The sequence below is a fragment of the Brucella intermedia LMG 3301 genome (assembly GCF_000182645.1).
In the GTDB taxonomy this organism is placed as follows: Bacteria; Pseudomonadota; Alphaproteobacteria; order Rhizobiales; family Rhizobiaceae; genus Brucella; species Brucella intermedia.
This window is the reverse complement of sequence record NZ_ACQA01000001.1, coordinates 745502-770387: the sequence shown is the minus strand read 5'-3', so window position 1 is coordinate 770387 and position 24886 is coordinate 745502. Positions and strand designations below refer to the sequence as shown.

The window sequence follows — 24886 nt, the reverse complement described above, 5'->3', positions numbered from 1 at the left end:
CGAAAATGGACTACCGCTTTGGGGATGCGCTCTGGACGCCCTCATCCGTATTCAGTGGAATATTGAAGTGATGTCCGCAGCACCGCTTGCTCCTCTTGCCATCAGCATTGGCGACCCGTCCGGTATCGGCCCCGATGTTGCGCTTGCGGCCTGGCTGCGGCGGGACGAGCTTTCACTGCCGCCTTTCGCCCTGCTGGCGGACCCACAGCAGCTTGCCGCGCGTGCGCGGCATCTGGGGCTTGAAGTCCAGATCGAAGTCATCCCAACCATTTCTGCCGCAAACGACGTCTTTGCGCATGCTTTGCCGGTGCTTCCGCTCAATAACACACTGACGGACAGCGTCGGCAAGCCCTTGCCGGAAAACGCTGCGGGCATCATCGAAGCTATAGAACGAGCGGTCGAACTGACGCTGAAAGGTGAGGCTTCGGCGGTCATTACCTGCCCGATTTCGAAGAAGCCGCTTTATGAAGCCGGGTTTCGGCATCCCGGCCATACGGAATTTCTGGCGGAACTCGCGAGCCAGCATACGGGCAAACCGGTAACGCCGGTCATGATGCTGGCCGGTCCGCAGCTCCGCGCCGTTCCGGTCACTATCCATATCCCGCTAGCCGAAGTGCCGGTCCGTCTGAGCACTGCCGATATCATCGAAGTTTCGCGGATCACCGCCGCCGAACTGAAGCAACGCTTCGGCATTCCTGCACCGCGTCTAGCCATATCCGGCCTCAACCCGCATGCGGGTGAAGGCGGGGCAATGGGCCAGGAGGATGACGCCATCATCCTGCCTGCAATCGAAGTGCTGCGCCGCGCAGGGATTGACGCTCGCGGTCCCCTGCCCGCCGATACGATGTTTCATGCATCCGCCCGCGCAACCTATGACGCGGCGGTCTGCATGTATCACGATCAGGCCCTTATTCCTGCCAAAGCGCTGGCTTTTGACGAAACGGTGAATGTGACGCTCGGACTGCCCTTCATTCGCACATCGCCCGATCACGGCACGGCTTTCGATATTGCGGGCAAGGGCATTGCCCGTCCAGACAGTCTCGTGGCCGCGATTCGCCTGGCGCGGCGACTGGCGGAAAACGCAGCGAACGGAAACGCATGAGCATAGACAACCTTCCTCCACTGCGCGAAGTGATCGAGCGGCATGATCTGATGCCGAAGAAGTCGCTCGGCCAGAACTTCCTTTTCGACCTCAACCTGACATCGAAGATTGCCCGACAGGCCGGCAGTTTGCAGGAGCAGCCCGTGATCGAAGTGGGTCCGGGGCCCGGTGGCCTGACCCGCGCGCTCCTTGCACAAGGCGCTTATGTCACCGCAATCGAACGCGACGAACGATGCCTGGATGCGCTTGCGGAAATCGAGGCGCATTATCCGGGTCGCCTGCGCATCATCTCCGGCGACGCGCTTGAGCAGGATTTTTCGGCCTTGTTTCCAGACGGGCCGAAGCCGCGCATCGTTGCCAACCTGCCTTACAATGTCGGCACGCAGTTGCTGCTCAACTGGCTTCTGGTCGAGCCTTGGCCGCCCTTCTATTCGTCCATGACGTTGATGTTCCAGCGCGAGGTCGCCGAACGTATCGTCGCGACGCCCGACACCGATCATTACGGGCGCCTGGGCGTGCTTGCCGGGTGGAGAACCGTTTCAAAGATCAGCTTCGATGTGCCGCCTCAGGCATTTACGCCGCCGCCGAAAGTCATGTCGTCGGTCGTCCATATCATCCCGCGTGAAGACCCGCTGCCCTGCGATGCAAATGCGCTTGGTCAGATCACGCAAGCCGCTTTCGGGCAGCGCCGCAAGATGTTGCGCCAGAGCCTGAAACCGGTTGGCGGTGCCGAGCTTCTGGCCAAGACCGGCATCGACGGGACACGCCGCGCTGAAACGCTGAGTGTGGAAGAATTTGTCGCCCTGGCAAATGCCTATCGCCCGCCAAGATAATCAGCGGTGACGGCTGCCCTTCCCTGGAGCTGGCTTCGTGGATTCGGGCGCATTCGGAATGACGGGCAGCTTCATTTCGTTGACGATCTGCCCAACATGGTCGATTTCCTCTCGGAAACTGTTCAGGGACGAGCCCGTCAGTTTTTCGCCAGCATTGAGGCGCGCTGTCAGCGGATTGACATACTGATCGCCGACCTTGAGTTCGTAATAAAGATGCGGGCCGGTCGAGTAGCCCGTCGATCCCACATAGGCGATCACATCCCCCTGCTTGACATGTTCGCCGGGCTTCAAGCCCTTTCGTGCCGATGAAAGATGCGCATAGGTCGTGCTGTAGCCGCCCTGATGGCGTATGCGGACATATTTTCCATATCCCTTTTGATAGGAAATCAGCTCCACGACACCGTCACCCGCCGCCACGATGGGCGAGCCGATTGGCGCGTCGTAGTCGACGCCATTGTGGTGCTTGCGCACATGCAGAACGGGATGAACGCGCCAGCCGAAACCATCGTTGAGACGGCCATTCGGCAGGGGCTTGGGCATGAGATATTTCGCCATGGAAGAACCGTCTTCATTGAAATAGCCGGTGCCATTTTCGCTTTCATGACGGTAAAGGCGGCGACTATTATCGCCGGTCGTGAACTCGACAAAAACCAGTTCCGGTTCCGTCTCGGCGCTCCTGCGGAACAGCAGGTCGATCAAATCCGGCTTTCCGGCGCCATCCAGCGAAACGCCGTTCTGCGCGGCCAGCTTCCCAACTTCGTCGACGATCGCCTTCGGCGCTCCTGCTTGCCCCAGACGCGAGGCAATGGAGCCGCTGCTGTCCGGCGCACCTTGCGGGCTATAGGCCGTAAGCATGGCGTCACGTGAGAGGCGTGCAAACAGACGTTCATCGCCCGTGGCGCGAAAAACGCCATCGTCGGCCCGTCCATAGATTGCCTTGCCGATATCACCGTGCTCGAAACGGGCGAGAGCGATGTGCTGTTCTCCATTGGTGTGCTGTCTGGACTTATCGACCAGCAGTTCAAGATTGTCGCCGGGCACGAGTTCCGTCCGCGCCAGCGCTTCTTCCAGACGCTTGCTGTCTTCAACTGCGATACCGGCCGCTTGCAGCAACGCGCCCAACCGCTCACGTGACTGCGGCGCGACGATGATCTCGTGAACCTTTGCACCGGTAGCGGAAGCCGGTTTGGCGAGGCTGACATTGATTGGGACGCCGCGCTCCAGTTCTTCCTCGGGCCGTTTTGGAAGAGATTTCTGTGTGGAAACAGCACCGCGAAGCGTGTCGTCGATCTGGGCCCGGCTCTGGCCTTTCAGGTCAAGAACCACATGCTGGTAGGTGTAAAGGCGAGCGTCGCCGTCCTCGACACCTTCCGCGATATCGATACGCCGCGATACGTTGCTCGCCGGATCACCGCCCATTGCGGGCGTCAGCCGCGCCTCTTTCGGTGCGGCGTGAGTGTGAACCAGGGTTGCCGGATTGACCATGACGGGTTGTGCGGCATGGCCGTGACGTACCAGAAGCCCTGTCGCAAACAGCAATCCCCCACCGGCAATGGCGGTAGCGGCCATCAGCGCCAGACAAAACCGCAGATGAGTGTGCAGGGAAAAACGGACCTGCCGGAATGGCTTGAGGCTTTTGGAGGAAAGCGGTTCGCCCTTCAGGGCAACGCCGAAGGCCGCAAGTTCTCGCTCCGCCGTTTCAGCAGACTGCGTTTCGCTTGCCGGGGCGCTTGGTTGGGCTGACCCGAAGACCATTCTTATATTTCTCTACCGCTGGATTATTGACGGATAAGCGGGAGAGAGAGCGGCTAAAATAAGGCTCGCTGTTGCGATATCCACCGGAAGAGAACCACATTCAGCGAATTGTGAAGATCAGGCCTTCGCCCGGCCCCGGCGATGTTCGACCAGCATCGACCAGGTATAGAGCGCAAGCCCTGCCCAGATCAGCGCGAACGCACCAAGCTGTGCTGCCGAGAACGGTTCGTTGAAGATGAAAATCGCAAAGAAAAACAACATCGTCGGCGTCATGTACTGCATGAGGCCCAGGGTCGTATAGCGCAGCAGCTTCGCGCCGCCAGCATAGAGGATCAGCGGGATGGCCGTGAAAGGCCCCGCCAGAAGCAGCATTGAGACGTTGAATGCAGGGCCGGTGAAGAAATGATCCTGACCGGTCGCCGCCAGCCACAGCACATAGCCCAGCGCCGGGATGCACAGAATGAGTACTTCAAGCGTGAAGCCCTGCAATGGCGGCATCGGCAGTGACTTGCGGAAGAAGCCATAGAGACCGAAAGTCAGCGGCAGCACCAGCGATACCCAGGGCAAACCGCCAGCGTTGACGGTCAGAAGCAGCACCGCTGCGAAAGCAAACCCGACGGCGACATATTGAACCCTGGTCAGTCTTTCCCCGAGGAAAAGACCACCGAGAACCACGTTGAACAGCGGATTGATGTAATAGCCAAGCGCGGCGCCCATCACCTGATCATGGGCAACGGCCCAGACATAGATCGACCAGTTGATGGTGATGAGCCCGGCTGTCAGGGCAGCCATTGCCAGCATGCGCGGCTGGCGCACGGCGTTGAGTATATCCCTGAACTGTCCAAGGGCCAGAAGAAGAAGAAGCGCGACCGGAACCGACCAGATCACGCGATGCGAAACCACTTCCATCGCCGGAATATGACCGAGCGCCTTGAGATAGAACGGCAGCGCGCCCCAGAGCCCGTATGCTCCCAGCGCCATCAGGAATCCGCGCGCGCCGTCAGAAAGGCGCATATCGGTGATGGTCTGGTCGGACATGCCTCTCTCCTCGGCGAAATCACAATTGTTCGCGCGCCGGATGAGGCAGGCGAAGCATCGAACTTCACCTGCTATGCGCCCAACAATTCATAAAATCCATTCAATTAAACTGATCGAAGCATCAATTGTTGTGAACGGATGACTTCACTCGGCAGCGGCCAGCCCCGCCATCGAGCGGTTCTTCATCAGCTTGTAATTGACCGAATCCATCAGCGCCTGGAAGGACGCATCGATGATGTTGTCGGACACGCCCACTGTACGCCAGCGCGCGCCTGTGGCATCCCCGGACTCTATCAGAACGCGGGTGATAGCCGCCGTGCCGCCATTGAGGATGCGCACCTTGAAGTCCACCAGCTCGAGATCCTCGATCTCGGCCTGAAAGCGCCCCAAATCCTTGCGCAATGCAATATCGAGCGCGTTGACGGGGCCGTGTCCTTCGGCCACCGACATGCGAACCTCGCCATCGACCTCCACCTTGACCACCGCTTCCGAAACGGTCTTCAACATGCCGTTGGCATCGAAGCGCCGCTCGACGAGGCAACGGAAGGAGTCGACCTTGAAGAATTCCGGCTGCGGCGTCAGCATGTTGCGAGCCAGAAGCTCGAAACTCGCATCAGCACCTTCATAGGCATAGCCTTCCGCCTCGCGCTCCTTGACCAGCGCGATCAGCGTATCAAGGCGCACATCGTCCTTCGCGACGCGAATGCCCCGGCGCTCGAGTTCGGCGATGAAATTGGATTTTCCACCCTGATCCGACACCATGACGCGGCGGCTGTTGCCAACCGATTCCGGCGGCACATGCTCATAAGTCTGCGGCTCCTTGAGCAGCGCGGAGGCATGAATTCCGGCCTTGGTCGCGAAAGCGGAAGTGCCGGTATAGGGCGCCTGCTCCGTTGGGGGACGATTCAGGATGTCATCGAAGGCACGCGAAATGCGCGTGATGCTCTTCAGTGCAGCGGGCTTGATACCGAGTTCAAAACGTTTCGCCCAATAGGACTTCAGCGCAAGGGTCGGGATCAGCGAAACAAGATTGGCATTGCCGCAGCGCTCGCCGATGCCGTTGAGCGTCCCCTGCACGTGGCGCACGCCCGCATCGATGGCAGCAAGCGAAACGGCAACCGCCTGTTCCGTATCGTTATGAGCGTGGATGCCAAGGCTCTCGCCGGGAACCACAGCCGTCACGGCAGCGATGATTTCGGCCACCTCCGATGGCTGCGTGCCGCCATTCGTATCGCAAAGAACGACCCAGCGCGCGCCTGCCGAATAGGCGGCCTTTGCGCAGGCAAGCGCATATTCGGGATTGGCCTTGTATCCATCGAAGAAATGCTCGCAATCGACCAGCGCCTCCCGCCCCGCCATGCGCGCAGCAGTGACCGAGGCAGTGATTGAATCGAGATTTTCCTCATTGGTGCAGCCAAGCGCGAGCCGGACATGATAGTCCCAGCTCTTGGCAACAAAGCAGACGGCATCGGCGGAAGCCTGTAGCAGGCTGGACAGGCCGGGATCGTTGGACGCCGAAACGCCTGCACGCTTCGTCATGCCAAAAGCGGCGAATTTGGCGCGAGCAGTCTGGCGGCGCTTGAAAAACGCCGTATCGGTCGGGTTGGCACCCGGATAGCCGCCTTCCACATAGTCGACGCCCAGCTCTTCCAGCAGCACGACAATCGACTTCTTGTCCTCCACGGAAAAATCAACGCCGGGTGTTTGCTGCCCATCCCGCAGGGTGGTGTCATAGATGTAGATGCGTTCGCGTGCCATTGTGCCTGCCTGTCGGTGGGTATGCTGCGGTCCGGTCAACCTTGCTGTTGCGGCCAGCTTTCAGTGTCGTGATCGGGATGCTGGTAGGAAACCATCGTTCTCACAAACTCGATGCTCTCCGGATCGCGTTCCGTTACATAGCCGGGAAGACTCGCAAGCTTCGGCACATAGGGCAGTTGCTTCTCGATCCCCCATTGAATGGTCGGCTCGATTTCCTCCGGGGCATCGAAAGCGCCGATGGCAAGCGCGATTCCGTCGGGCGCTTCATAGGTAAGCGGCGTGCCGCATTCAGGGCAGAAACCCCGCTGCACGTGATTGGACGAACGGAAGCGCTTCGGCTCGTTGCGGGTCCATTCGAGCTTCGCCTTGCTGACGGAGACCAGCGGCGCATAAAAATTGCCAAACGCTTTCTGGCACATGCGACAGTGACAGATCGATGGGGAGCCCATCGCTCCGTCGACCCTAAAGCGAACCGCACCGCACTGGCATCCGCCAGTATAGACCGGTTTAATATCAAGCGTCATATTATTCTCCCTGTTCCACAAGCCTGCCAGAGCGGTTCCGGTTAAGACGGAATGGCGGGAACCGCTCCAGGCATTAGCCTACCACATCCCAGCTGGTTATGCGTTCGCCCGTTGCCGGGTCCTTGCCATCCTTGAGCTGGATACCTTCGCCGAGCAGTTCATCGCGAATGCGGTCAGCTTCGGCCCAGTTCTTCTCATTTATGAAGCGCAAACGCTCCGCGATACGTGCTTCGACGGCTTCGCTATCCACCTCTGCCTTTGCAAAGACCGGAACGTCATCCGCCGTCACGAAATGCGGATCGAAAAAGCCCAGCAGCGCCATGCCCTCGCCCAACCCGGTGACATCCCGCGCCTTGAAAGCCTTGCGCAAGGCCGTGATAGCCGTCCAGCTGTTCAGGTCGTCAGACAGAGCCTCGACCACTTCGCCGACCGCCGTCAGCTTTTCCGGCACCGTGAAATTCCTGTCGCGCAGCAGGCCGTACCAGCGATGCAGCTCCTCGGCGGATTCCGCCAGCCGCTGCGCCGTCCAGTTGATCGGCTCGCGATAATGCGTCTGCAACATCGACAGGCGCGCCGCCAGGCCGACCCAGCGGTCACGCACATCAACATCGTCCCAGACACCCAGTTCCGGCAAGCCATCATTCAGCACATCGCGAATGGTGATGAAATTGCCAAGCGATTTCGACATCTTCTGCCCTTCGACCTGCAAGAAGCCGTTATGCATCCAGATGCTCGCCATACGCTCCGTGCCCAAATGCGCAGCATGATTGCGCAATTTCGTTCTCATGATGCGGGAAGACGAGATCGATACCGCCGCCATGAATGTCGAACTGGTTCTTCAGCGGATCATCGCATTTGAGGCCACCGCCAAACGGCTCAAGCAGTTTGGCCATCGACATGGCCGAGCACTCGATATGCCAGCCCGGGCGGCCCAATACCGCGATACCAGCAGGAGACGGCCAGCCTGGCTCCCCTTCCTTCGACGGTTTCCATAAGACGAAATCCATTTCGTCCCGCTTGTAGGATGCCACGTCGACGCGAGCACCGGCCAGCATCTCATCCAGCGAGCGGCGGGCAAGCGCGCCATAGCGCGGCCCCTTCCGCTCGTTCATGGCGGATGGCGAGAAGAGGACGTGATCCTCGGCGACATAGGCTACGCCAAGCTTCACCAGACGGTCAATCATGGCGCGCATCTCGTCCATATGCTCGGTCGCCCGCGGCTGCACGCTTGGCGCCAGATTGCCCAGCGCCGTCACATCGGCCTGAAACTGCGCATTGGTGCTTTCCGTCACCCGGCGAATTGCTTCATTGAACGGCAGGTCAGGGTAATCGCGGGCCGCGCGGGCGTTGATCTTGTCATCGACGTCCGTGATGTTGCGCGCATAGGTGACATGATCTGCGCCATAGACATGGCGCAGCAGACGGAACAGCACGTCGAAAACGATCACCGGACGGGCGTTGCCTATATGCGCGAAATCATAAACCGTGGGGCCGCAGACATACATGCGCACATTGTCGGCATCGATGGGGGAGAAATCCTCCTTCGTGCGGGTCAGCGTGTTGTACAGACGCAGTTGCGGCGCATAAGCCATTGTAAATATTCCCCAAAAAGACCTGTGAAATCAGTGCGCGACTGACTGCAGCCGACTGGCCGGGGCGTTATCATCCAATTTTTATGAAGGGAGACGAAAACGGCCGGACCAGCAAGCTGCTAGCCAATAATAATCGCACAAATACAAATGATCGTGGTCGGCGTTTTCATGCCAGCACTTATCCTCAGTGGAGGTGCCGTCGTCAAGAACTTTCACGAGATGACTGATAGTTTAGCGTCTGCCGAGAAGCAGTTTTGGAGCCAGGTCCTCGCAGGTCCCAATCACAGCGCCGGAAATGTTGTATTTTTGCAACCCGCGACTGTCCTTTCCGGCGTTAACCGGAAAACCCCAAAACCGGCTCCAAACAGCCTTCATTCGGTCTCAATCCATCACAAAATGGTGATCAGGCATTATCGAAAGGAAGGACAAATGTCTAAGAGTGAACTGCAACCCCGCCAAGACCGACTGGTTGACAAATACCGCGAGATCGGGCCTGCCGTGCTTGTTGCAGCATTGCTGAACGCAACGCGGCGCAGCAGCGACGGTCGCAACGACAATCGCCGGCGTTCTATTCTCGCCGTCAAGAAGACAGGCTGAGAAAGCTGGTCCGGTTCAGCGCCCGGAGCGCCCTTAAGTGAGGCGCCCGGAGTTGGTGGATGCGTAATAAACGGCGCCAGTCCGGAAAGACTGGCGAATGCTGTCAGAACATCGAAAGCTGCCCGTCATTGCCGTTATCGGAATCGGGCTTGCTCTTTCGCTTTGGCACTGCACGCTCCAAAGCTAGCTGTTCCTCTACGCGATCCTGCAAATCGGGCGTCGTGTTGGCCACCTTGTTGACCCTGTCCGACACGGGAATGGCTTCAAAGAAATCATCCTGAGCCGGGCGCATTATATCCGCCACTTCACGCGGCAGGAACCGCTTGCAGTCCAGCCAGCGGGCAAAATCCTCGGGCTGCACGACAACGGGCATCCTCTCATGGATCGGTCGCAGCAGGCCGTTTGCGCTCGTGGTCAATATGCCTCCGGTATCGATCTGCGATCCGTCCGCACTGCTCCACGTCTCGACCAGGCCCCCAAAAGCCACCATACCGCCCCCGCGCGGGCGCACCCAATAGGCTTGCGCCTTGTTCTTTCCCTCGCGACGCCATTCGTAGAAACCCGATGCCGGGATCAAAACGCGCCGGTGGTTCAGGGCTGCGCGAAACGAATTCTTCTCCGCAGCGGTCTCGGAGCGGATATTGAACATGAGCGGCCAGTCGTTCGGGTCCTTGACCCAGGACGGAACAAATCCCCAACGCACCAGCAACCCGACGCGATCCGGCCTGTTGCTGCCCGGGGGCGGCGTTTCCCCGCCCAGAATTGTCAATATGGGCTGCGTTGGCGCGATATTATATCGTGGAGGAAAATCCTCTGCGATCAATGCGGCCGCGAAGGCTTCCAGCTCTTCCCGGCTTGCAGTCAATGAAAAACGTCCACACATAGTGGGCATGTTCAAGCTTTTTGGTAAGCGGTCAAGGGGCGCTTTGCCATTGCCAACCAGTGTCTGCACGATCATAGCTAGGGCATGATGAAAACAGTTCCCGTATTTCCGATTCCCGCCAAGGTTCATGGTGTGTCGCTGATCTGCCGGCGCGAAGGGCGCTTCCTGCTGGTCGAGCGCGGGAAAGAACCGTGGAAAGGCTGGCTCGCCTTTCCGGGTGGCAGTATCGAAGCAGGCGAAACGCCGGAACAAGCGGCAATTCGTGAACTGAAGGAAGAAACCGCGCTCGATGCAAAGGCCCTGTCGCATGTCATAACCGTGGATCTGGCGCTTGAGGGCAAGGCCTATGCCAGGAGCTATTACCTGTCCGTCTTCCGCGCCCTGCACGTGTCGGGCCGGGAGATAGCGGGGGACGACGCCGCTTCCATCCACTGGCTGACGATAGAAGAAATGGCCGTCGCGAAGGTGACGGACAGCACGCTCGATGTCGCCCGGTCGGTGGCGGAGACAGAAGACAAATGTCCGGATATTAATCCTGTTTAGCGATCTGCCTTGAAGCGGCCCCTATTTGTGGCAATAGCTCATTTCAGGTGAGAGGTTTCGATTGAAGAGCATTCCGTTTTTTCGACCGGCTGCCTGCTTCTCGATTGCTTTGTGGGTCGGGGCGGCATTTCCGGCCTTCGCTCAGGACGCGCCCTATGAAGGGAAGATGTTGCGGCTCGCCGAAATTCTCGGTTCGCTTCATTACCTGCGCAATCTGTGCGGCGAAGCCGGCAGTGAATGGCGCGATCGGATGGATGCGATAGTGACGGCGGAAAAGCCTTCCGAAGCCGAACGGGTGCGGCTCGTTTCAAGCTTCAACCACGGCTATCGCGTGTTCAGCGACAATTATACCCGCTGCACACCCTCGGCGCTTGCGGCGATAGATCGCTACATGAAGGAAGGCGGGGACTTGTCGAACGAGATCATCTCACGCTATGGAAATTAACCAATCATTCACTCTTGTGCGGATTGACAGGATTAGTTCATTCAAATCCGTGATAATCTGTTAACACTGTCTTAAGAAGGCAGTCACGTTGCCAGGTGGTTGAGCTCCCGCAAAACGGTGAGACACCGACAGCGCAACAGAAAGGCGAAAGCCAGGATGAAGTCTATGGAACATGCACCGGCCGATCTGGACGAAATGATTGCGCGCGAGAAAAAGCTCGTCGCAATCGAATATCATAACGAGGCCTGGGCAGACGGTATCTCTGAAGGTATCGAACCGGAAATCCTTGCTGAAGCGGCCTTTACGACCGCGCTTACCGAATTGATCCGCGAAGCCGGTGACGACTGTGCACTGGAGTTGATCGAGAAAATGCGTGAACAGATCGTGGCGGGAACCTTCCTGCCGCAGCGCGTTCTTCAGTAAACATTCCATATAACGCCGGTCGCGGGACCAGACCGGCGCAGCGGTTCCCTCCGGCGTCCCCCATTCCAGCGCCAAATGTCATTCTCGATCAGGAACTCCGCCTCGCCCCGAAATCTACTGGCAGGGATATTCCTTGCCTGCGGCATTGCCTTGCCCGCGGCGGCGGCAAACGCATTCGACGTCGCGCTGGCGGATCAGTCGGATTTCCTGCAACGTCCCGGCGCCCGCGTTGCGGCGGATGAAGACGACAACCCTTCCCCCATTCCCTTGCCCGGCGCGCTTCCCCGCGCTGTGCCGAGAATTTCACCGGACAACGCACCTGCCCCGGCAGCATCCGCGAAGCCCATGCCGGAAATCCACCGCGACTTCGACAAGCTACCTGAGCCTGTCAGGCTGATGCGCAAGCGCATGTTGCAAGCCGCCCGTTCCGGCGACATAGAGCAATTGCGTCCGCTTCTCGGTATCGAGGACAAGGCTACACAACTGTCGCTGGAAGACCACGAGGAAGATGTCATCGATTTCCTCAAATCGCTTTCGGGCGACGAGGCAGGCCGCGAGGTGCTGGCGATCATTGTCGATCTGCTGGATACGGGCTATGTGCACCTGAATGCAGGCAAGGACGACGAGGTCTATGTCTGGCCCTATTTCTACGCCATGCCGCTCGACAGGCTGACGCCGCCGCAGATCGTCGAGCTGTTCGAAATCGTCACCGCAGGCGATTTCGAGGACATGAAGAAGGCGGGCGGCTACATCTTCTACAGTATCGGCATCGGACCGGACGGGAGCTGGCGCTTTTTCACCGCTGGCGAATAATCAGACCGCAAGGCGGACCCGGCTCGGCGGCTCGTTGTAGATGCGCTGCCAGACCCGGCGAAATTGCCGCGCGGAGGCAAAGCCAGCCCTTGTCGCCACATTCTCGATATCGAGTTCGGAATTCAGAAGCATCTCGCGTGCGAGGCTGATCTTGAGCCTGTTGACGTAATCCGTCACCGTCATTCCGGCATATTCATTGAACAGGCGCGAGAAGTTGCGCGGGCTTGCCCCGCCGATATGCGCCAGCCGCTCCACAGACCAGTCCGCCACCGGATCATCGGCGATGGCATCCTGTGCGCGGTGCACGACGGGGTTCATGTGATTTCGCCCCTCAAGCCAGGGCGATAGCTGCGGATCACTGCCGCTGCGGCGCAGATAGACGACCAGATAACGCGCGACCGCCAGCGCCGTGGCGTGATCGGCAAGCCCCGCAACGATGTGCAGCATCAGATCGATCCCGGCGGTGATGCCGGCGCTCGTCAGCCGCTCGCCGTCTTCCACGAAGAGCCTGTTTTCCTGCACCCGCGCGGCGGGCGCCAGCCTCTCAAGCTCGCCGATCGTCAGGTGGTGGGTGGTGCATGAGTAGCCGTCGAGAAGTCCCGCACGCGCTGCAAGCAGCGCGCCGGAACAGATCGTCACCAGCCGCACGCCGGGACGAACCGTCCGCCGAAGCCATACAACAATGTCTTTTTCCAGCGCGGCATCGGTAGACCGGTCAGTCTCCGCATTTCCGAGCGGCACATCGGCTGCACCCGAAACAATGACCAGCGCGCCATCCGGCAGCGCCTGCGGCAACGGTTCCACGCCCGCGACCGACAGGCCGATGGAACTGATCGCAGTCGGTGCGGGCCCGACATAATGAACGTCGAACCGCACCTTGTTCTGTTCAAGATTTGCCTTGCGCAGAACCTCAAGCGGTCCCGCCACGTCGAGCAGAAGCACGCGTGGCGGGATGACGACATAAACCGGGATCAGCCGGGCAATGTCCGCGTGGTCACTCATGCCGCCTTCCGTTCTCCGGGCGCGGCCAACGCCTGTTCCACGGTTACGATACGGGCAAAGCGATTGGCCAACACAAGTTCGGTACGAGCCTTGATTTCCGCAGCGCTCCATTCCCGGCCAGTTGCGTCCGTCATCGGGAAGGTCAACGTCGCTTCGCTCACGAAATCGACCTGATATCCAAAATCCGATGCCTGCCGCGTGGTTGTCTCGCAGCACTGTTCTGTACGAATGCCGGAAACCAGCACGCGGCGGATGCCATTGGCAACCAGCCAGACGTCGAGCCCGCTTCCGACCAGCGCGCTGTGGCGACGCTTGCGGAAAACCGCATCGGGTTCAATGGATAGCGGCGAAATCGGCTTCACCAGACCCGAGGCTTCTGAGAACGGGCCTTCATTCTCGACATGAAAAATCTGGACCACCGGAATGCCGGCACGCTTCGCGCCGTCTATAAGCGCCTGCTGGCGTTCAATATAGGCACCCACCTCTTCGTCCCGGTAATAAGGCCGATGGCGGAATGACTCCTGAGCGTCGATAACCAGCAGGGCTGTATCGTGAGCGGACATTTTCGTTCTCCCTATGAAAAAACTATAGGGAGAAAATACGCCTTGCAACCCGGACCGAAAGCCACCTTGCGGACAAAGAGCGGACAGATCACGCCAACGCGCGGGGCCCGCAGCCCTCGGCCAGAGCCGGAGCATATTTCACGGGGGTGAACTCGGTAACATCATAAGTCGCCAGCCCGTACTGCCTGAAAGGATCCAGGTTCAGTATCGCTTCCAGCTCGTTTCTGCTGATCTTGCCGCTTGCGAGGATCACGCCGCCGTCGCGTGGATTTTTCGGTCCGGAAGCGAGAAAAATACCCTCCGCATACTGCCGGTTCAGAAAATCCCGATGCGCCTCGAGATGCCTCTCGATCTCTTCGAGAGGCTTGCTGTAAGTCAGGTTGACAACGAACACGAGACGACCTTCAGCGATGCGGCAGCGCTTCGAGGAACTCCACCGGCTCGCCCTTGCTGGCGTTCACGATTTCCGCTTCCCACATCACCTTGATCCCGCGCACGAAAGTGCCTACCGGCCATCCGGTGACGGTCTTGCCGTGATAGGGCGTCCAGCCAGCTTTCGAACCGGCCTGTTCATGCGTGATCGTTTCGCGGCGCTTCATGTCCACGATGGTCAGGTCTGCATCGTAGCCGATCGCGATGCGCCCCTTGCGGGCCATGCCGAAAATACGGTTCGGGCCATGGCTGGAAAGATCGACGAAGCGCTCCAGTGTCAGCCTGCCCGCATTGATGTGATCGAGCATGATCGGCACCAGCGTCTGCACGCCCGTCATGCCGGACGGGGAAGCCGGATAGGGCTTCTGCTTTTCTTCCAGCGTATGCGGAGCATGGTCTGAACCGAGCACATCGACAATACCCTGATCGATCCCTTTCCACACGCCATCGCGGTGGCGCTTGTCGCGAACGGGCGGGTTCATCTGAATGAGATTGCCGAGCGTCTTGTAGTCATCGGCCGACAAGGTGAGATGATGCGGTGTTGCTTCGCACGTCGCGACATCCTTATGATCTTTCAGGAAGTCGATTTCCTCGGCAGTCGAGATATGCAGCACATGGATGCGTGCGCCAGTGTCGCGTGCGATGCGCACAAGGCGTTCCGTGCACTGAAGCGCTGCAATTTCATCACGCCAGACCGGATGGCTCGACGGATCGCCCTCTACGCGCAGACCCTTGCGCTCCTCCAACCGGAACTCGTCCTCGGAGTGAAAAGCCGCACGACGGCGCGTGTTCTTGAGGATAGAGCGAACGCCGTCGTCATCCTCGACCAGCAGATCGCCGGTGGACGACCCCATGAAAACCTTGATGCCGGCAGCACCCGGCAGGCGTTCCAGTTCGGCAACGTCCTTCGCATTATCGCGCGTGCCACCAACCCAGAAGGCAAAATCGCAGTGCATGCGATGGCGGCCACGTCTCACCTTGTCTTCCAGCGTCTCGGCGGAAGTGGTGAGGGGCTTGGTGTTCGGCATCTCGAAGACAGAGGTCACGCCACCCAGCACGGCGGCAAGGGAACCGGTTTCGAGATCTTCCTTATGCTCAAGGCCCGGCTCGCGGAAATGCACCTGACTGTCGACCACACCGGGCAGGATATGCAGGCCGGTGCAATCGATCACCTCACCCGCCGCATGGGTGGAAAGGGAGCCTATGGCAGCAATGCGACCATTCCGAATCCCGATGTCTCGCTGGCCTATACCGTCGTGGTTGACGATGGTTGCACCCTTCAAAATCGTATCGAATGTTTCGGCCATGGTTGTCTCCTGCCAGATTGATGGGACTTGCGAGCCTGTCCATTGGGGCTTACGTAACGAGGGCGCGAAAGGCAAGGACGAAGCGATGACGACGGCAGCTGAAACGGTAAATCTTTCCAACAGGGCGTTGGTTCATATCACGGGCGAGGAAGCGGAAAAATTCCTGCAGGCGGTGATCACCACCGATCTCGACAAACTCGGACCGGACGACCTGAAACCCGGAGCATTGCTCATTCCACAAGGGAAAATCCTGTTCGATTTTCTCGTTTCACGCATCGATGGCGGCTTGCGCTTCGATCTTCCGGCAAGCGTTGCCGCCGATTTCATCAAGCGGATCACCCTCTACAGGCTGCGCGCGAAAGCCGAGATAACCCAGCAGCCAGAATCACTTGTCAGCGTTTCCTGGCAAGGTGATTCACCGCCTTCACAAGATGATTCAATCAAGCGCGACAGCCGCTTTCCGGCTGAACTGAATGTCCGCCGGATTTATGGCCGCGCAGATGGCACGACCGACCAGAGCGCGTGGACAAAGCTGCGGGCGGAACATGGCATAGCGGAAGGTGAAACGGATTTCGCTTACAATGACGTCTTCCCGCATGACGTCAATTTCGACCAGACGGGCGGCGTCTCCTTTCCGAAAGGCTGTTTCATCGGACAGGAAGTCGTTTCCCGGATGCAGCATCGCGGCACGGCCAGACGGCGCGTTCTGGTGGCACGTTCCGAAGTCCCTCTTCCGCCAATGGGCACACCGATTACTGTGGACGGGCGCGAGATCGGCACGATGGGAAGTTCGGCCGATATGGTCGGCATCGCACTTGTGCGCATTGATCGCGTCAAGGATGCAATGGATGCCGGCAGCACCGTTCTGGCGGGCGAGACGCCCGTAACGCTCACCTTGCCGCCGCATGTGCGGTTCGGGTTTCCGGAAGCCGAAGCAGGTAACGCCTGATGGCAAGCGCCGACCGATCTTCCGGCAAGACGCGCGCCTGGCAACGCATGTTGTCGGGGCGGCGCCTTGACCTGCTAGACCCGTCGCCGCTCGATGTCGAGATAGAGGATATAGCCCATGGTCTCGCCCGCGTGGCGCGGTGGAACGGGCAGACTGTCGGTGAACACGCATTTTCCGTTGCCCAGCATTCGCTGCTGGTGAACCAGATATTCACCCGACTGGTGCCTGACGCCAGCATCGAGTGGCAGCTACTCTCGCTTCTGCACGACGCGCCGGAATATGTGATCGGCGACATGATTTCCCCCTTCAAGGCGGTGATGGGCGGCAACTACAAGATGATCGAAACGCGGCTGGAAAACGCCATTCACCTGCGTTTTTCTCTACCCATAACCGTTCCCGCCCAACTCAAGACGCTCATCAAGCGCGCCGATCAGGTCGCAGCCTTCTTTGAGGCCACGCGGCTCGCAGGTTTCACCGAGGCGGAAGCCGTCAAATATTTCGGCCGTCCGCGCGGTTTCGATCCGGCAGGGCTGGACATAACACCCCGCCCCACACAGGAGGTGCAGACGGATTTCCTCGCACGGTTTGCGGCACTGGAAGAAGCACGGCAGAACCGATGAGTCTGATCGTCGTGACGCCCTTGTCGCAACTGGCGGCGCAACTCGCATTGCACCGGCCAAGCCATGTCGTGACGCTGGGAAGCGAGGCCCCGGCAGCCTTGCCTGATGGCCATGATGCCAACCGTCTCACGCTGACATTCAACGATATTGTTGAACCGCGCGAGGGACTGGTTGCCCCCGATGAAAGCCATGTGCGTGCGCTTCTCGACTTCGCAAAGGTCTGGCCCATGGATGCGCCGTTGCTCATCCACTGTTATGCTGGTATTTCCCGTTCCACGGCGGCGGCTTACATCGCAGCTTCCGCTTTGAACCCGGAACTGGGTGAAAACGAGCTTGCCGCGATTATTCGCAGCCTCTCTCCTTCCGCGACGCCAAATATCCGGCTGGTGGCGCTCGCAGACGAAATTTTGGGGCGTCAGGGGCGGATGGTTGCAGCCATACGCGCGATCGGGCGCGGAGCAGATGCCTTTGAAGGCGAGGTTTTCAGCCTGCCTGTAAATCCACCAGATTCATAAAGTTACTAGTGGTCTTTTTGATTCCGGCATTTGCTCAGCGCTCATATTCGAGGGATGCAAATGTCGGAATCAGGCGACTAGAGCGGTTCCTGTTCTAACAGAATCGCCGGAACCGCTCTAACTATTTGTTTTATCGCATTATCCAACGCAAAGCCGTTTCACACTTTTGCTGGAAATGCTCTAGGCATTGATCGCCCGACCGAGGGCGTTCAGGAACCCGCCCCGCGCATCGGGTGGCGTTATCGCCCGTGGTTCCCAGACGTGCCGCATCAGAAAATAGCCTGTCATCGTAAAGGCATGGTCTATGTCGTCATAGGATGCTGCGCGAACGGCAGTATTGTTGACGAAACCCGGCAAAAGCAGGAGCTTGTCGGCCCAAGGCGCACCCACTTCGCGGCAGACCGCACGCCCCGATTTTGGCGAGACATAGATCAGGTCTTCCTTGACGCCGGTCGCGGCGCATTCCTTCAGATCTAGGCCGAAGCCCAGCTCTTCCAGCATCATAACTTCAAAGCGCAATACCAGTTCGCCTGACGCAAGCGGATCGTCGAAATGTTCGATGATGAGCCGAAGCGTCTCATAAAGACCGCGATGCGGGTCGCGCTCGGGCAAAAGACGCAGGTGTGAAGCCGCAAGCTGGATGCCGTAAAGCGCCACTGGCGTTTCGATGAGGCGGGCGGCAGCAAACTCCAGCGGTTCGATGGTAAAGCTGCCCATATGCTCATCCAGCCGCGCCCACCATGTCACATCCACATGATTGCCCGGTTGCAGCAGAGGCTGCATGCGGCGGGAACGCCCGCCGCGCACCATTCCCATATGGCGGCCATGCTCACGGGTCATCACTTCCACGATGGCGCTTGTCTCGCCATGGCGTCGTGTCCCGAGAATTATGCCTTCATCGCGCCATTCCATGGTCACCAGTGTTATAATCTAGGTTGGGAAATCAAGACCCATCTCGCGATAGCGTTCCGGGTCGTTACCCCAGTTCTCACGCACTTTTACGAAAAGGAAGAGATGAACCGTCTGTTCCAGTATTTCGGAGATTTCCTTGCGTGCGGATTGTCCGATCGCCTTGATCGTCTCGCCCTTGTGACCGAGCACGATCTTCTTCTGGCTCTCGCGCTCGACATAGATGACCTGCTCGATGCGAACGGAACCGTCCTTGCGTTCTTCCCAGCGCTCCGTTTCCACGGTCGACGCATAGGGAAGTTCCTCGTGCAGGCGCAGGTAAAGCTTTTCGCGGGTGATCTCGGCTGCGAGCTGGCGCATCGGCATGTCGGAGATCTGGTCTTCCGGATAGTACCATGGACCATTCGGAACATTGTCGGCCAGATATTTCGCCAGATCCTTGCAGCCGGAGCCGTTCAAGGCCGAGACCATGAAAGTCTGGTCGAATGCGACAAGCTCGTTGGCCTTGCGGGCGAGATCCAGCAGAACCGGCGGATCGACGCGATCTACCTTGTTGAGCACCAGAACCTTCTTCTGGCGCACATCCTTCATGCTCGAAAGCAGCGCTTCGGCATTCTCGTTCAAGCCGCCTTGCGAATCGAGAAGGACCAGAATGATGTCGGCATCCTTGGCGCCGCCCCAGGCCGTGGTGACCATGGCGCGGTCGAGCCTGCGCTTCGGGCGGAAAATCCCCGGCGTGTCCACCAGAACGATCTGCGCCGGACCTTCGATGAATATGCCGCGCACGAGCGCGCGTGTGGTCTGCACCTTATGCGTGACGATAGAAACCTTTGTTCCCACAAGCTGATTGACCAGTGTGGATTTCCCCGCATTCGGCGCCCCTATCAACGCCACGAAGCCGGAACGGGTTTGTCCTGCTTCGTTTTCGCCGTCAGCCGGCGTCGTCCGATTATTCATTGTTTATCCTTCCAGACGATATTTCCTTGCGGAACGCCGCCGTCCTCCAGCGCACGACGTCCCAGATACGACAAAACTGCTCGTGAAAGCGGCATTATCCGTATCAGACCATTATAACCGATCACGATTTAAAATTTGCCAATTCTTGCATCAAGCCGGATTGTCACGCTTCCAGACGCCTTCACGATAAAGCATCGCTTCCGCCGCGTGCTGCTCGGCTATCCGTTTTGAACGGCCCTCGCCCGTTTCCGCAGCAAAGCCCTTGACCGTCACCTCTACCATGAACAGCGGATCATGGTCCGGGCCGGTGCGGCTGATGATCGAATAGGCAGGGTGGACATTGCCCTGCTGATGCGCCCATTCCTGCAATTCCGTCTTGGCGTCGCGGCGGGCGGCCCCGGTTTGCAAAGACCGTTTCTTCCAGAAGCGCTTGACGAAGGGACGCACGGCGTCCAGTCCGCCATCCAGATAGATCGTGGCGATCAGCGCCTCCACGACATCGGCGCGCACGTTCAAAAGGCGTTTGTCATTCAATGATTTTATATCGGAACCCGTATGGATGAGATCGGCAAGCCCGATCTCGTCGGCAATCGCCGCACAGGTTTCCGCGTTCACCAGCGCATTGAGACGAACCGACAATTCGCCTTCGGACGCTTCCGGAAACTCGTCGTACAGCATTTCCGCGACCGTCAGTCCCAGAACGCGGTCGCCGAGAAATTCGAGACGTTCATAATTTGCCCGCGAGGGCGCTTGCACACTTGAGTGGGTGAGCGCACGATCCAGCCGCTTCACGTTGAGAAAACGGTGTCCAGTGCGCTCTTCCAGAATTGCTGCTGCCTGATTTGCCGAAGCCATTTCAATTTCCGGTTACGGCTGTATGCGGTGTGCCTGCAACTGAACTGAACAGTCGGCCAAAGCGTACTTCAGTCGGCCATTTCCAGATTTCAAGCGGGCTCGCCTTGTCGGCGATGGAGAAGAAGATGATGTTCGCGCGTCCGACAAGATTTTCAAACGGCACGTAGCCAACGCTGAAGCGGCTGTCGAGCGAGTTGTCGCGGTTGTCGCCCATCATGAAGAAATGACCGGCGGGAACTTCAAAGACGCGCGTATCGTCACCGATGGAATTCGGTGCGAGATCAAGCGTATCATAGGTCACGCCTTCCGGCAGGGTTTCCCGATAGACATCGACCGGACGGTTCTGCTCGGTCACATCGGGATTATCGATCGTGCCGATCCGCTCGCGCTTGACCGCCTGATCGTTGATATAGAGCACGCCGCCGCGCATCTGCACGCGGTCGCCCGGCAGGCCGATCACGCGCTTGATATAATCGACCGATGGGTCGCTTGGCAGCTTGAACACCACCACGTCGCCGCGCTTCGGCTCCGCGCTCCAGATACGGCCCGAAAACAGGTCCAGTCCGAACGGAAGCGAATAGCGCGAATAGCCATAGGCATATTTCGACACGAACAGATAATCGCCTTCCAGAAGCGTTGGGCGCATCGAGCCGGACGGTATGCTGAAAGGCTGGAAAAGAAGGGTGCGGATGACCAGTGCCAGCAGCAGCGCCTGCACGATAACGCTGATGGTTTCGCCAAGGCCGCCGGATTTTTTTGTCTCACTCTTGCTGGACACGCTCATTGTATCTCCGCTTCCGATAACGCGATCTAATAACGACTATGAATGGATGACGCAATCACGCCGCCCGCAGAACGCGGGTTTATCGCACGATTATGAGCAGGAGTTATCTGCCACAATCACAATTATTCCGTCTCAGGCAGGGCTTCGATGATAACGAAGGCCTGAGCGAGAGGAAAATCATCGGTAATTGTCAGATGTATGGCGGCGCGCGTTCCAGCGGGCAAGAGTTTTTGCAACTGTTTCGCCGCACCGCCGGTTAGATGCATCGTGGGCTTTCCGGAAGGAGCGTTGACCACGCCCATGTCGCGCCAGAACACGCCCTGGGCTATTCCGGTTCCCAGCGCCTTGGCGCAGGCTTCCTTCGCCGCGAAACGCTTCGCATAAGATGCGGCGCGCTGCTTGCGTCCATCCGATTTCTTCTGCTCGACCTCTGTAAAGACCCGGTTGCGGAAACGGTCGCCATGCCGTTCAAGCGCACTTTCGACACGGCGAATATCGATGAGGTCGCTGCCAATCCCGACAATCATACTTTCTGGGGCTCCTGTGCGCGGTGCAGGCGGTGCTTTTCCGCAAGACGTTCGATACGGCGGCGACGGAAAGCCGAAACCGCAAACCGGGTGACAAAATAGACCACGACGGCGAATGCAGCACCCAGAATGGTGGAACCGAACAGCATGGGCTTCAGGAGCGGGGTCCAGATTTCATCGAAACGCATGGTTTCCAGGGCCCGCCCCAGATGGATCGGCGGCGCATCATCGATGCTTCCATTCATGATGAAGCGGCCAAGCTCGAACGTGCTCCCCCAGATGAACGGCAGCGTCAGGGGGTTGGCAAGTGTCGTGCCAAGGGCCGCAGCCGCGATATTTCCGGCAAGGACATAAGCCAGCACGATTGCGATGATGAGATGGAAGCCGAAGAAGGGCGTAAAGGCCGAGAACACGCCGACTGCCAGGCCGGCGGCCACGGCATGGGGCGAGGCAGTGATGCGCAGAATCCGCTTGCCACCGTACCGGAGGGAACGGGAGAAGGAGCGGCGCGGCCAGACCAGAAGCCTCAGGCGCTCTTTTCTGGTCGGGGGATTACGGCGTTGAAAAAGCATGTGGCCCTATTAATGCGCTCCAATCGCAGAGACAATTGTTATTATTCCGCCGCGACGCTATCGCTGCGTTCAAACGGAACAGTATCCAGCCGCGGCAGATAGAACCGCGGCGAAACTCCGAGCATCCTGCGGAACATCGTCGTGAAAGCGGAAACGCTGTCATATCCCAGATCCAGCGCCACGCTCGTCACCGCTTCCCCTTCCGTGAGGCGTGGGACCGCAGCGAAGAGGCATGCCTGCTGGCGCCAGACCGAAAGGCTTACGCCGGTTTCCCGCTGGAAATGCCGGGTGAACGAGCGTCGGCTCATCGCCATTCTGTCCGCCCAGTCGTCAATTGTGGCGCGTGAAGAAGGCTTTTTCACGAATTCCCGGCATAGTTTCTGCAAGCGCGGATCGGATGGAAAAGGCAGCCCCAACGAGCGCTGCGGCAATGTGTGAAGGTCCCGCAATATAAGCTCGATCACTAGAGCATCGCGACTGTCCGGTTCCGGCGTGCTGTCCTGCGCCGTTGCATCGGTTATGAGGCACCGCATCAGGTCGGTCAGCCCGACCACATGAAGATAATCCGGCACGCCGGACACGGCATCGACGCAGATATAGATCGACCGCATGAAGACTTCGCCGAGGATTTCGACCGAATGCTCCACACCCGCCGGTATCCACATGGCGTGATCGCTCGGGATCATCCAGCGTCCAGCGTCGGTCGTCACCAGCACCACCCCCTGGGAAGCGCAAAGAAGCTGCGCCCGGCTGTGACGGTGGCGCGGCACGAAATAGCCATCGGGATAGCGCGTCGGCAGGGCAATCACTGGCCCGCTCATGCCTTCCAGCATGGCAATGCGCTGCTCGTGGAACTTCTGCAGTTCCTCGCTTCCCGGAAGCAGCAGGCCCGGCGGCGACTTCGGTTTCATTGCAGCTCTGCCCCTTGTTTGGCCCACTCTCGAAACTATTGGACCAAATCACGAAAGCGGGCGAGAGGCAATAGTCCTATTAATAGCGTGCTGAGAATGGGTCGCGACATTCGCTGGCGGAATGAATTTGACGTTTGAGCAGGACACGTGCCTGTTCAGACATCAAATTCGCAAATTTTCGCTGGTTTCTCATCAAAGCCCCGCAATTTCCTTGAGGTCTCGTTTCCAGCTGTCAGATAGTATCGGCAGGAAATACACCAGAAGACTGACTTCCATCTTCGGAGTAGCAGTATGAGCATGAGTGCTGCACAGCAGCCATCAAACAGCGGCGCGGACAATACTGTCCTCGCCATTATTCTGGCCACTAGCATGGGCCACTTCCTGAACGACATGATGCAGTCGCTCCTTCCGGCCATCTATCCGATGCTGAAGGACAATTACAGCCTGTCATTCTGGCAGATCGGACTTCTGACGTTCACCTTCCAGATGACGGCATCGATCCTGCAGCCACTGGTGGGTATCTACACAGACCGCAAGCCGATGCCTTATTCCCTGCCCTTCGGCATGGGTTGCACGCTTGTCGGCCTCGTCTTTCTGGCGACCGCGCATCATTATTCGATCCTGCTTCTGGGTGCGGCCTTCGTCGGCTTCGGCTCATCTGTTTTCCATCCCGAAGCGGCCCGTGTCGCACGTCTCGCCTCGGGTGGACGACATGGCTTTGCGCAGTCCCTGTTCCAGGTGGGCGGTAATTTCGGCTCGTCGATCGGCCCTCTTCTGGCAGCGTTCATCGTTCTGCCGTTCGGCCAGATCAGCGTGTCCTGGTTCTCCGTTGCCGCGCTGATCGGCATGATGCTGCTCTGGTATGTGAGCAACTGGTACAATCGCTACCGGATTGCCAATGCCAGCAAGGCAAAGCCGGACAAGACCCTTCCGCTGCCGCGCAACAAGGTTCTCGTCTCGATTGGCGTTCTGGCGATGCTGGTCTTCACCAAGTACATCTACATGGCCAGCCTGACGAGCTATTACACCTTCTACACCATCAGCCACTTCGGCGTGTCGGTGCAGTCATCGCAGTTGCTTCTGTTCCTATTCCTCGGCGCGGTTGCCGCAGGAACGATCATCGGCGGCCCCATCGGTGACAAGATCGGTGCGCGCAAGGTGATCTGGGCATCGATCCTCGGCGTCCTGCCGTTCACGCTTGCCCTGCCCTATGCCAACCTCGAAATGACGGCTGTCCTGACGGTCATCATCGGCCTGATCCTCGCCTCGGCCTTCCCGGCCATCGTGGTATTCGCACAGGAATTGCTGCCGGGACGCGTCGGCATGGTGTCGGGCCTGTTCTTCGGCTTCGCATTCGGCATGGCCGGTATTGCAGCCGCCGTCCTCGGCGTCGTGGCTGACCAGAAGGGCATCGAGTATGTTTACAACATCTGCTCGTATCTGCCCCTGCTTGGGTTGCTGACGATTTTCCTGCCAAAGCTCGAAAAGAACCGCAAAGCCTGACCCTTAAACGCACAGCCCGAAAGCCCTCCGGCTTCCGGGCTGTGCTCTAAAATAGTGGAGCACCGCACGTCCCCCAACGGCGGTGCTCCCATGCCACTGACCTTTTGACGGCCCGGTGCAGCAGCATTCTTTTGATAGAGCTTCTTTCGCTCTACCTCTTTGTTCCAGCGCAAG

General features: G+C 58.9%; 27 protein-coding genes and 1 pseudogene. 11 read left to right on the top strand and 17 right to left on the bottom strand.

The window, feature by feature from the left end; genetic code table 11:
- The first annotated feature begins 70 nt into the window (after positions 1–70).
- Both pdxA and rsmA read left to right on the top strand, forming a co-directional pair.
- Positions 71–1102, top strand: coding sequence for a 4-hydroxythreonine-4-phosphate dehydrogenase PdxA (gene pdxA / locus OINT_RS03605; RefSeq protein WP_039852462.1), 1032 nt, complete (start codon positions 71–73; stop codon positions 1100–1102).
- Positions 1099–1935 carry a 16S rRNA (adenine(1518)-N(6)/adenine(1519)-N(6))-dimethyltransferase RsmA gene (gene rsmA / locus OINT_RS03600; protein ID WP_006466410.1) on the top strand — a complete coding sequence of 279 codons (837 nt, stop codon included), beginning with the start codon at positions 1099–1101 and terminating at the stop codon, positions 1933–1935. The genes pdxA and rsmA overlap by 4 nt, the downstream gene beginning before the upstream one ends.
- On the opposite strand, the gene OINT_RS03595 is transcribed toward rsmA, so the two are convergent.
- The 5 genes and pseudogenes from OINT_RS03595 to cysS all read right to left on the bottom strand — a co-directional run bounded on the left by OINT_RS03595 (position 1936) and on the right by cysS (position 8602).
- Entirely contained in the window at positions 1936–3690 is a 1755-nt protein-coding gene (locus tag OINT_RS03595) for a M23 family metallopeptidase (RefSeq protein WP_006466409.1), read from the bottom strand.
- Positions 3691–3807: 117 nt separating this feature from the next.
- Complete coding sequence (gene rarD, locus OINT_RS03590; protein ID WP_006466408.1) at positions 3808–4728, bottom strand: EamA family transporter RarD; 921 nt, start codon at positions 4726–4728, stop codon at positions 3808–3810.
- Between the two features lie 144 nt (positions 4729–4872).
- Positions 4873–6486 (bottom strand): citramalate synthase, encoded by a 1614-nt coding sequence (cimA, locus tag OINT_RS03585; protein ID WP_039852460.1) that lies wholly within the window; start codon positions 6484–6486, stop codon positions 4873–4875.
- Positions 6487–6521: 35 nt separating this feature from the next.
- On the bottom strand, positions 6522–7010 hold the full coding sequence (locus OINT_RS03580; protein ID WP_039852458.1) for a GFA family protein: 489 nt from the start codon (positions 7008–7010) through the stop codon (positions 6522–6524).
- A gap of 73 nt (positions 7011–7083) precedes the next feature.
- Positions 7084–8602 (bottom strand): annotated as a pseudogene (gene cysS, locus OINT_RS03575) (cysteine--tRNA ligase).
- 429 nt (positions 8603–9031) lie between these two features.
- Here cysS and OINT_RS24350 point away from each other — a divergent pair.
- On the top strand, positions 9032–9199 hold the full coding sequence (locus tag OINT_RS24350; protein ID WP_010661656.1) for a hypothetical protein: 168 nt from the start codon (positions 9032–9034) through the stop codon (positions 9197–9199).
- Between the two features lie 103 nt (positions 9200–9302).
- Here the strand turns inward: OINT_RS24350 and OINT_RS03565 are convergent, their stop codons facing one another.
- A complete protein-coding gene (locus tag OINT_RS03565; RefSeq protein ID WP_039852905.1) occupies positions 9303–10082 on the bottom strand; it encodes an SOS response-associated peptidase in 780 nt (259 codons plus the stop codon).
- 87 nt (positions 10083–10169) lie between these two features.
- On the opposite strand from OINT_RS03565, the gene OINT_RS03560 reads away from it, so the two are divergent.
- From OINT_RS03560 to OINT_RS03545, 4 genes are all read left to right on the top strand, one after another.
- A complete protein-coding gene (locus OINT_RS03560; RefSeq protein ID WP_036565537.1) occupies positions 10170–10625 on the top strand; it encodes an NUDIX hydrolase in 456 nt (151 codons plus the stop codon).
- Positions 10626–10695: 70 nt separating this feature from the next.
- Positions 10696–11070 carry a TIGR02301 family protein gene (locus OINT_RS03555; RefSeq protein ID WP_374846156.1) on the top strand — a complete coding sequence of 125 codons (375 nt, stop codon included), beginning with the start codon at positions 10696–10698 and terminating at the stop codon, positions 11068–11070.
- A gap of 165 nt (positions 11071–11235) precedes the next feature.
- Positions 11236–11493, top strand: a complete 258-nt coding sequence (locus OINT_RS03550; protein ID WP_022568172.1) for a hypothetical protein — start codon at positions 11236–11238, stop codon at positions 11491–11493.
- Between the two features lie 75 nt (positions 11494–11568).
- Entirely contained in the window at positions 11569–12306 is a 738-nt protein-coding gene (locus tag OINT_RS03545) for a hypothetical protein (protein WP_006466400.1), read from the top strand.
- Here OINT_RS03545 and OINT_RS03540 read toward each other — a convergent pair whose 3' ends face one another.
- The 4 genes from OINT_RS03540 to OINT_RS03525 all read right to left on the bottom strand — a co-directional run bounded on the left by OINT_RS03540 (position 12307) and on the right by OINT_RS03525 (position 15610).
- A complete protein-coding gene (locus tag OINT_RS03540; protein WP_006466399.1) occupies positions 12307–13308 on the bottom strand; it encodes a GlxA family transcriptional regulator in 1002 nt (333 codons plus the stop codon). It lies immediately after the preceding gene.
- Positions 13305–13871, bottom strand: coding sequence for an isochorismatase family protein (locus OINT_RS03535; protein ID WP_025091309.1), 567 nt, complete (start codon positions 13869–13871; stop codon positions 13305–13307). Before OINT_RS03535 ends, OINT_RS03540 begins: the two co-directional genes overlap by 4 nt.
- A gap of 88 nt (positions 13872–13959) precedes the next feature.
- A complete protein-coding gene (locus tag OINT_RS03530; RefSeq protein ID WP_006466397.1) occupies positions 13960–14265 on the bottom strand; it encodes a YciI family protein in 306 nt (101 codons plus the stop codon).
- Between the two features lie 10 nt (positions 14266–14275).
- Positions 14276–15610, bottom strand: a complete 1335-nt coding sequence (locus tag OINT_RS03525) for a dihydroorotase (RefSeq protein WP_006466396.1) — start codon at positions 15608–15610, stop codon at positions 14276–14278.
- Between the two features lie 85 nt (positions 15611–15695).
- On the opposite strand from OINT_RS03525, the gene ygfZ reads away from it, so the two are divergent.
- The 3 genes from ygfZ to OINT_RS03510 are packed head-to-tail and all read left to right on the top strand — an operon-like array spanning position 15696 to position 17694.
- Complete coding sequence (gene ygfZ / locus OINT_RS03520) at positions 15696–16559, top strand: CAF17-like 4Fe-4S cluster assembly/insertion protein YgfZ (protein WP_039852454.1); 864 nt, start codon at positions 15696–15698, stop codon at positions 16557–16559.
- Complete coding sequence (locus OINT_RS03515; RefSeq protein ID WP_006466393.1) at positions 16559–17179, top strand: YfbR-like 5'-deoxynucleotidase; 621 nt, start codon at positions 16559–16561, stop codon at positions 17177–17179. Before ygfZ ends, OINT_RS03515 begins: the two co-directional genes overlap by 1 nt.
- Positions 17176–17694, top strand: coding sequence for a tyrosine phosphatase family protein (locus tag OINT_RS03510; protein WP_006466392.1), 519 nt, complete (start codon positions 17176–17178; stop codon positions 17692–17694). Before OINT_RS03515 ends, OINT_RS03510 begins: the two co-directional genes overlap by 4 nt.
- A 180-nt stretch (positions 17695–17874) precedes the next feature.
- On the opposite strand, the gene recO is transcribed toward OINT_RS03510, so the two are convergent.
- The 7 genes from recO to OINT_RS03475 form a co-directional block, all read right to left on the bottom strand.
- Positions 17875–18606, bottom strand: a complete 732-nt coding sequence (gene recO, locus OINT_RS03505; protein WP_006472327.1) for a DNA repair protein RecO — start codon at positions 18604–18606, stop codon at positions 17875–17877.
- An 18-nt stretch (positions 18607–18624) separates the two neighbouring features.
- Positions 18625–19560 carry a GTPase Era gene (gene era, locus OINT_RS03500; RefSeq protein WP_006466390.1) on the bottom strand — a complete coding sequence of 312 codons (936 nt, stop codon included), beginning with the start codon at positions 19558–19560 and terminating at the stop codon, positions 18625–18627.
- A 150-nt stretch (positions 19561–19710) separates the two neighbouring features.
- On the bottom strand, positions 19711–20415 hold the full coding sequence (gene rnc / locus OINT_RS03495) for a ribonuclease III (protein WP_006466389.1): 705 nt from the start codon (positions 20413–20415) through the stop codon (positions 19711–19713).
- Position 20416: 1 nt separating this feature from the next.
- A complete protein-coding gene (gene lepB, locus OINT_RS03490) occupies positions 20417–21199 on the bottom strand; it encodes a signal peptidase I (protein ID WP_006466388.1) in 783 nt (260 codons plus the stop codon).
- Positions 21200–21321: 122 nt separating this feature from the next.
- Positions 21322–21726 carry a holo-ACP synthase gene (gene acpS / locus OINT_RS03485; protein WP_006466387.1) on the bottom strand — a complete coding sequence of 135 codons (405 nt, stop codon included), beginning with the start codon at positions 21724–21726 and terminating at the stop codon, positions 21322–21324.
- Complete coding sequence (bspA, locus tag OINT_RS03480) at positions 21723–22298, bottom strand: type IV secretion system effector BspA (protein WP_006466386.1); 576 nt, start codon at positions 22296–22298, stop codon at positions 21723–21725. The genes acpS and bspA overlap by 4 nt, the downstream gene beginning before the upstream one ends.
- A 41-nt stretch (positions 22299–22339) precedes the next feature.
- On the bottom strand, positions 22340–23209 hold the full coding sequence (locus OINT_RS03475) for an AraC family transcriptional regulator (RefSeq protein ID WP_006472322.1): 870 nt from the start codon (positions 23207–23209) through the stop codon (positions 22340–22342).
- 291 nt (positions 23210–23500) lie between these two features.
- Here OINT_RS03475 and OINT_RS03470 point away from each other — a divergent pair, with 291 nt between their 5' ends.
- Positions 23501–24712 carry an MFS transporter gene (locus OINT_RS03470; protein ID WP_006466384.1) on the top strand — a complete coding sequence of 404 codons (1212 nt, stop codon included), beginning with the start codon at positions 23501–23503 and terminating at the stop codon, positions 24710–24712.
- Positions 24713–24886: the final 174 nt, after the last annotated feature.

Coding starts and splice junctions, on each gene's coding strand:
- pdxA (WP_039852462.1), top strand. CDS start 71: ATGTCCGCAGCACCGCTTGCTCCTCTTGCCATCAGCATTGGCGACCCG.
- rsmA (WP_006466410.1), top strand. CDS start 1,099: ATGAGCATAGACAACCTTCCTCCACTGCGCGAAGTGATCGAGCGGCAT.
- OINT_RS03595 (WP_006466409.1), bottom strand. CDS start 3,690: ATGGTCTTCGGGTCAGCCCAACCAAGCGCCCCGGCAAGCGAAACGCAG.
- rarD (WP_006466408.1), bottom strand. CDS start 4,728: ATGTCCGACCAGACCATCACCGATATGCGCCTTTCTGACGGCGCGCGC.
- cimA (WP_039852460.1), bottom strand. CDS start 6,486: ATGGCACGCGAACGCATCTACATCTATGACACCACCCTGCGGGATGGG.
- OINT_RS03580 (WP_039852458.1), bottom strand. CDS start 7,010: ATGACGCTTGATATTAAACCGGTCTATACTGGCGGATGCCAGTGCGGT.
- OINT_RS24350 (WP_010661656.1), top strand. CDS start 9,032: ATGTCTAAGAGTGAACTGCAACCCCGCCAAGACCGACTGGTTGACAAA.
- OINT_RS03565 (WP_039852905.1), bottom strand. CDS start 10,082: ATGTGTGGACGTTTTTCATTGACTGCAAGCCGGGAAGAGCTGGAAGCC.
- OINT_RS03560 (WP_036565537.1), top strand. CDS start 10,170: ATGAAAACAGTTCCCGTATTTCCGATTCCCGCCAAGGTTCATGGTGTG.
- OINT_RS03550 (WP_022568172.1), top strand. CDS start 11,236: ATGGAACATGCACCGGCCGATCTGGACGAAATGATTGCGCGCGAGAAA.
- OINT_RS03545 (WP_006466400.1), top strand. CDS start 11,569: ATGTCATTCTCGATCAGGAACTCCGCCTCGCCCCGAAATCTACTGGCA.
- OINT_RS03540 (WP_006466399.1), bottom strand. CDS start 13,308: ATGAGTGACCACGCGGACATTGCCCGGCTGATCCCGGTTTATGTCGTC.
- OINT_RS03535 (WP_025091309.1), bottom strand. CDS start 13,871: ATGTCCGCTCACGATACAGCCCTGCTGGTTATCGACGCTCAGGAGTCA.
- OINT_RS03525 (WP_006466396.1), bottom strand. CDS start 15,610: ATGGCCGAAACATTCGATACGATTTTGAAGGGTGCAACCATCGTCAAC.
- ygfZ (WP_039852454.1), top strand. CDS start 15,696: ATGACGACGGCAGCTGAAACGGTAAATCTTTCCAACAGGGCGTTGGTT.
- OINT_RS03515 (WP_006466393.1), top strand. CDS start 16,559: ATGGCAAGCGCCGACCGATCTTCCGGCAAGACGCGCGCCTGGCAACGC.
- OINT_RS03510 (WP_006466392.1), top strand. CDS start 17,176: ATGAGTCTGATCGTCGTGACGCCCTTGTCGCAACTGGCGGCGCAACTC.
- recO (WP_006472327.1), bottom strand. CDS start 18,606: ATGGAATGGCGCGATGAAGGCATAATTCTCGGGACACGACGCCATGGC.
- era (WP_006466390.1), bottom strand. CDS start 19,560: ATGAATAATCGGACGACGCCGGCTGACGGCGAAAACGAAGCAGGACAA.
- rnc (WP_006466389.1), bottom strand. CDS start 20,415: ATGGCTTCGGCAAATCAGGCAGCAGCAATTCTGGAAGAGCGCACTGGA.
- lepB (WP_006466388.1), bottom strand. CDS start 21,199: ATGAGCGTGTCCAGCAAGAGTGAGACAAAAAAATCCGGCGGCCTTGGC.
- acpS (WP_006466387.1), bottom strand. CDS start 21,726: ATGATTGTCGGGATTGGCAGCGACCTCATCGATATTCGCCGTGTCGAA.
- bspA (WP_006466386.1), bottom strand. CDS start 22,298: ATGCTTTTTCAACGCCGTAATCCCCCGACCAGAAAAGAGCGCCTGAGG.
- OINT_RS03475 (WP_006472322.1), bottom strand. CDS start 23,209: ATGAAACCGAAGTCGCCGCCGGGCCTGCTGCTTCCGGGAAGCGAGGAA.
- OINT_RS03470 (WP_006466384.1), top strand. CDS start 23,501: ATGAGCATGAGTGCTGCACAGCAGCCATCAAACAGCGGCGCGGACAAT.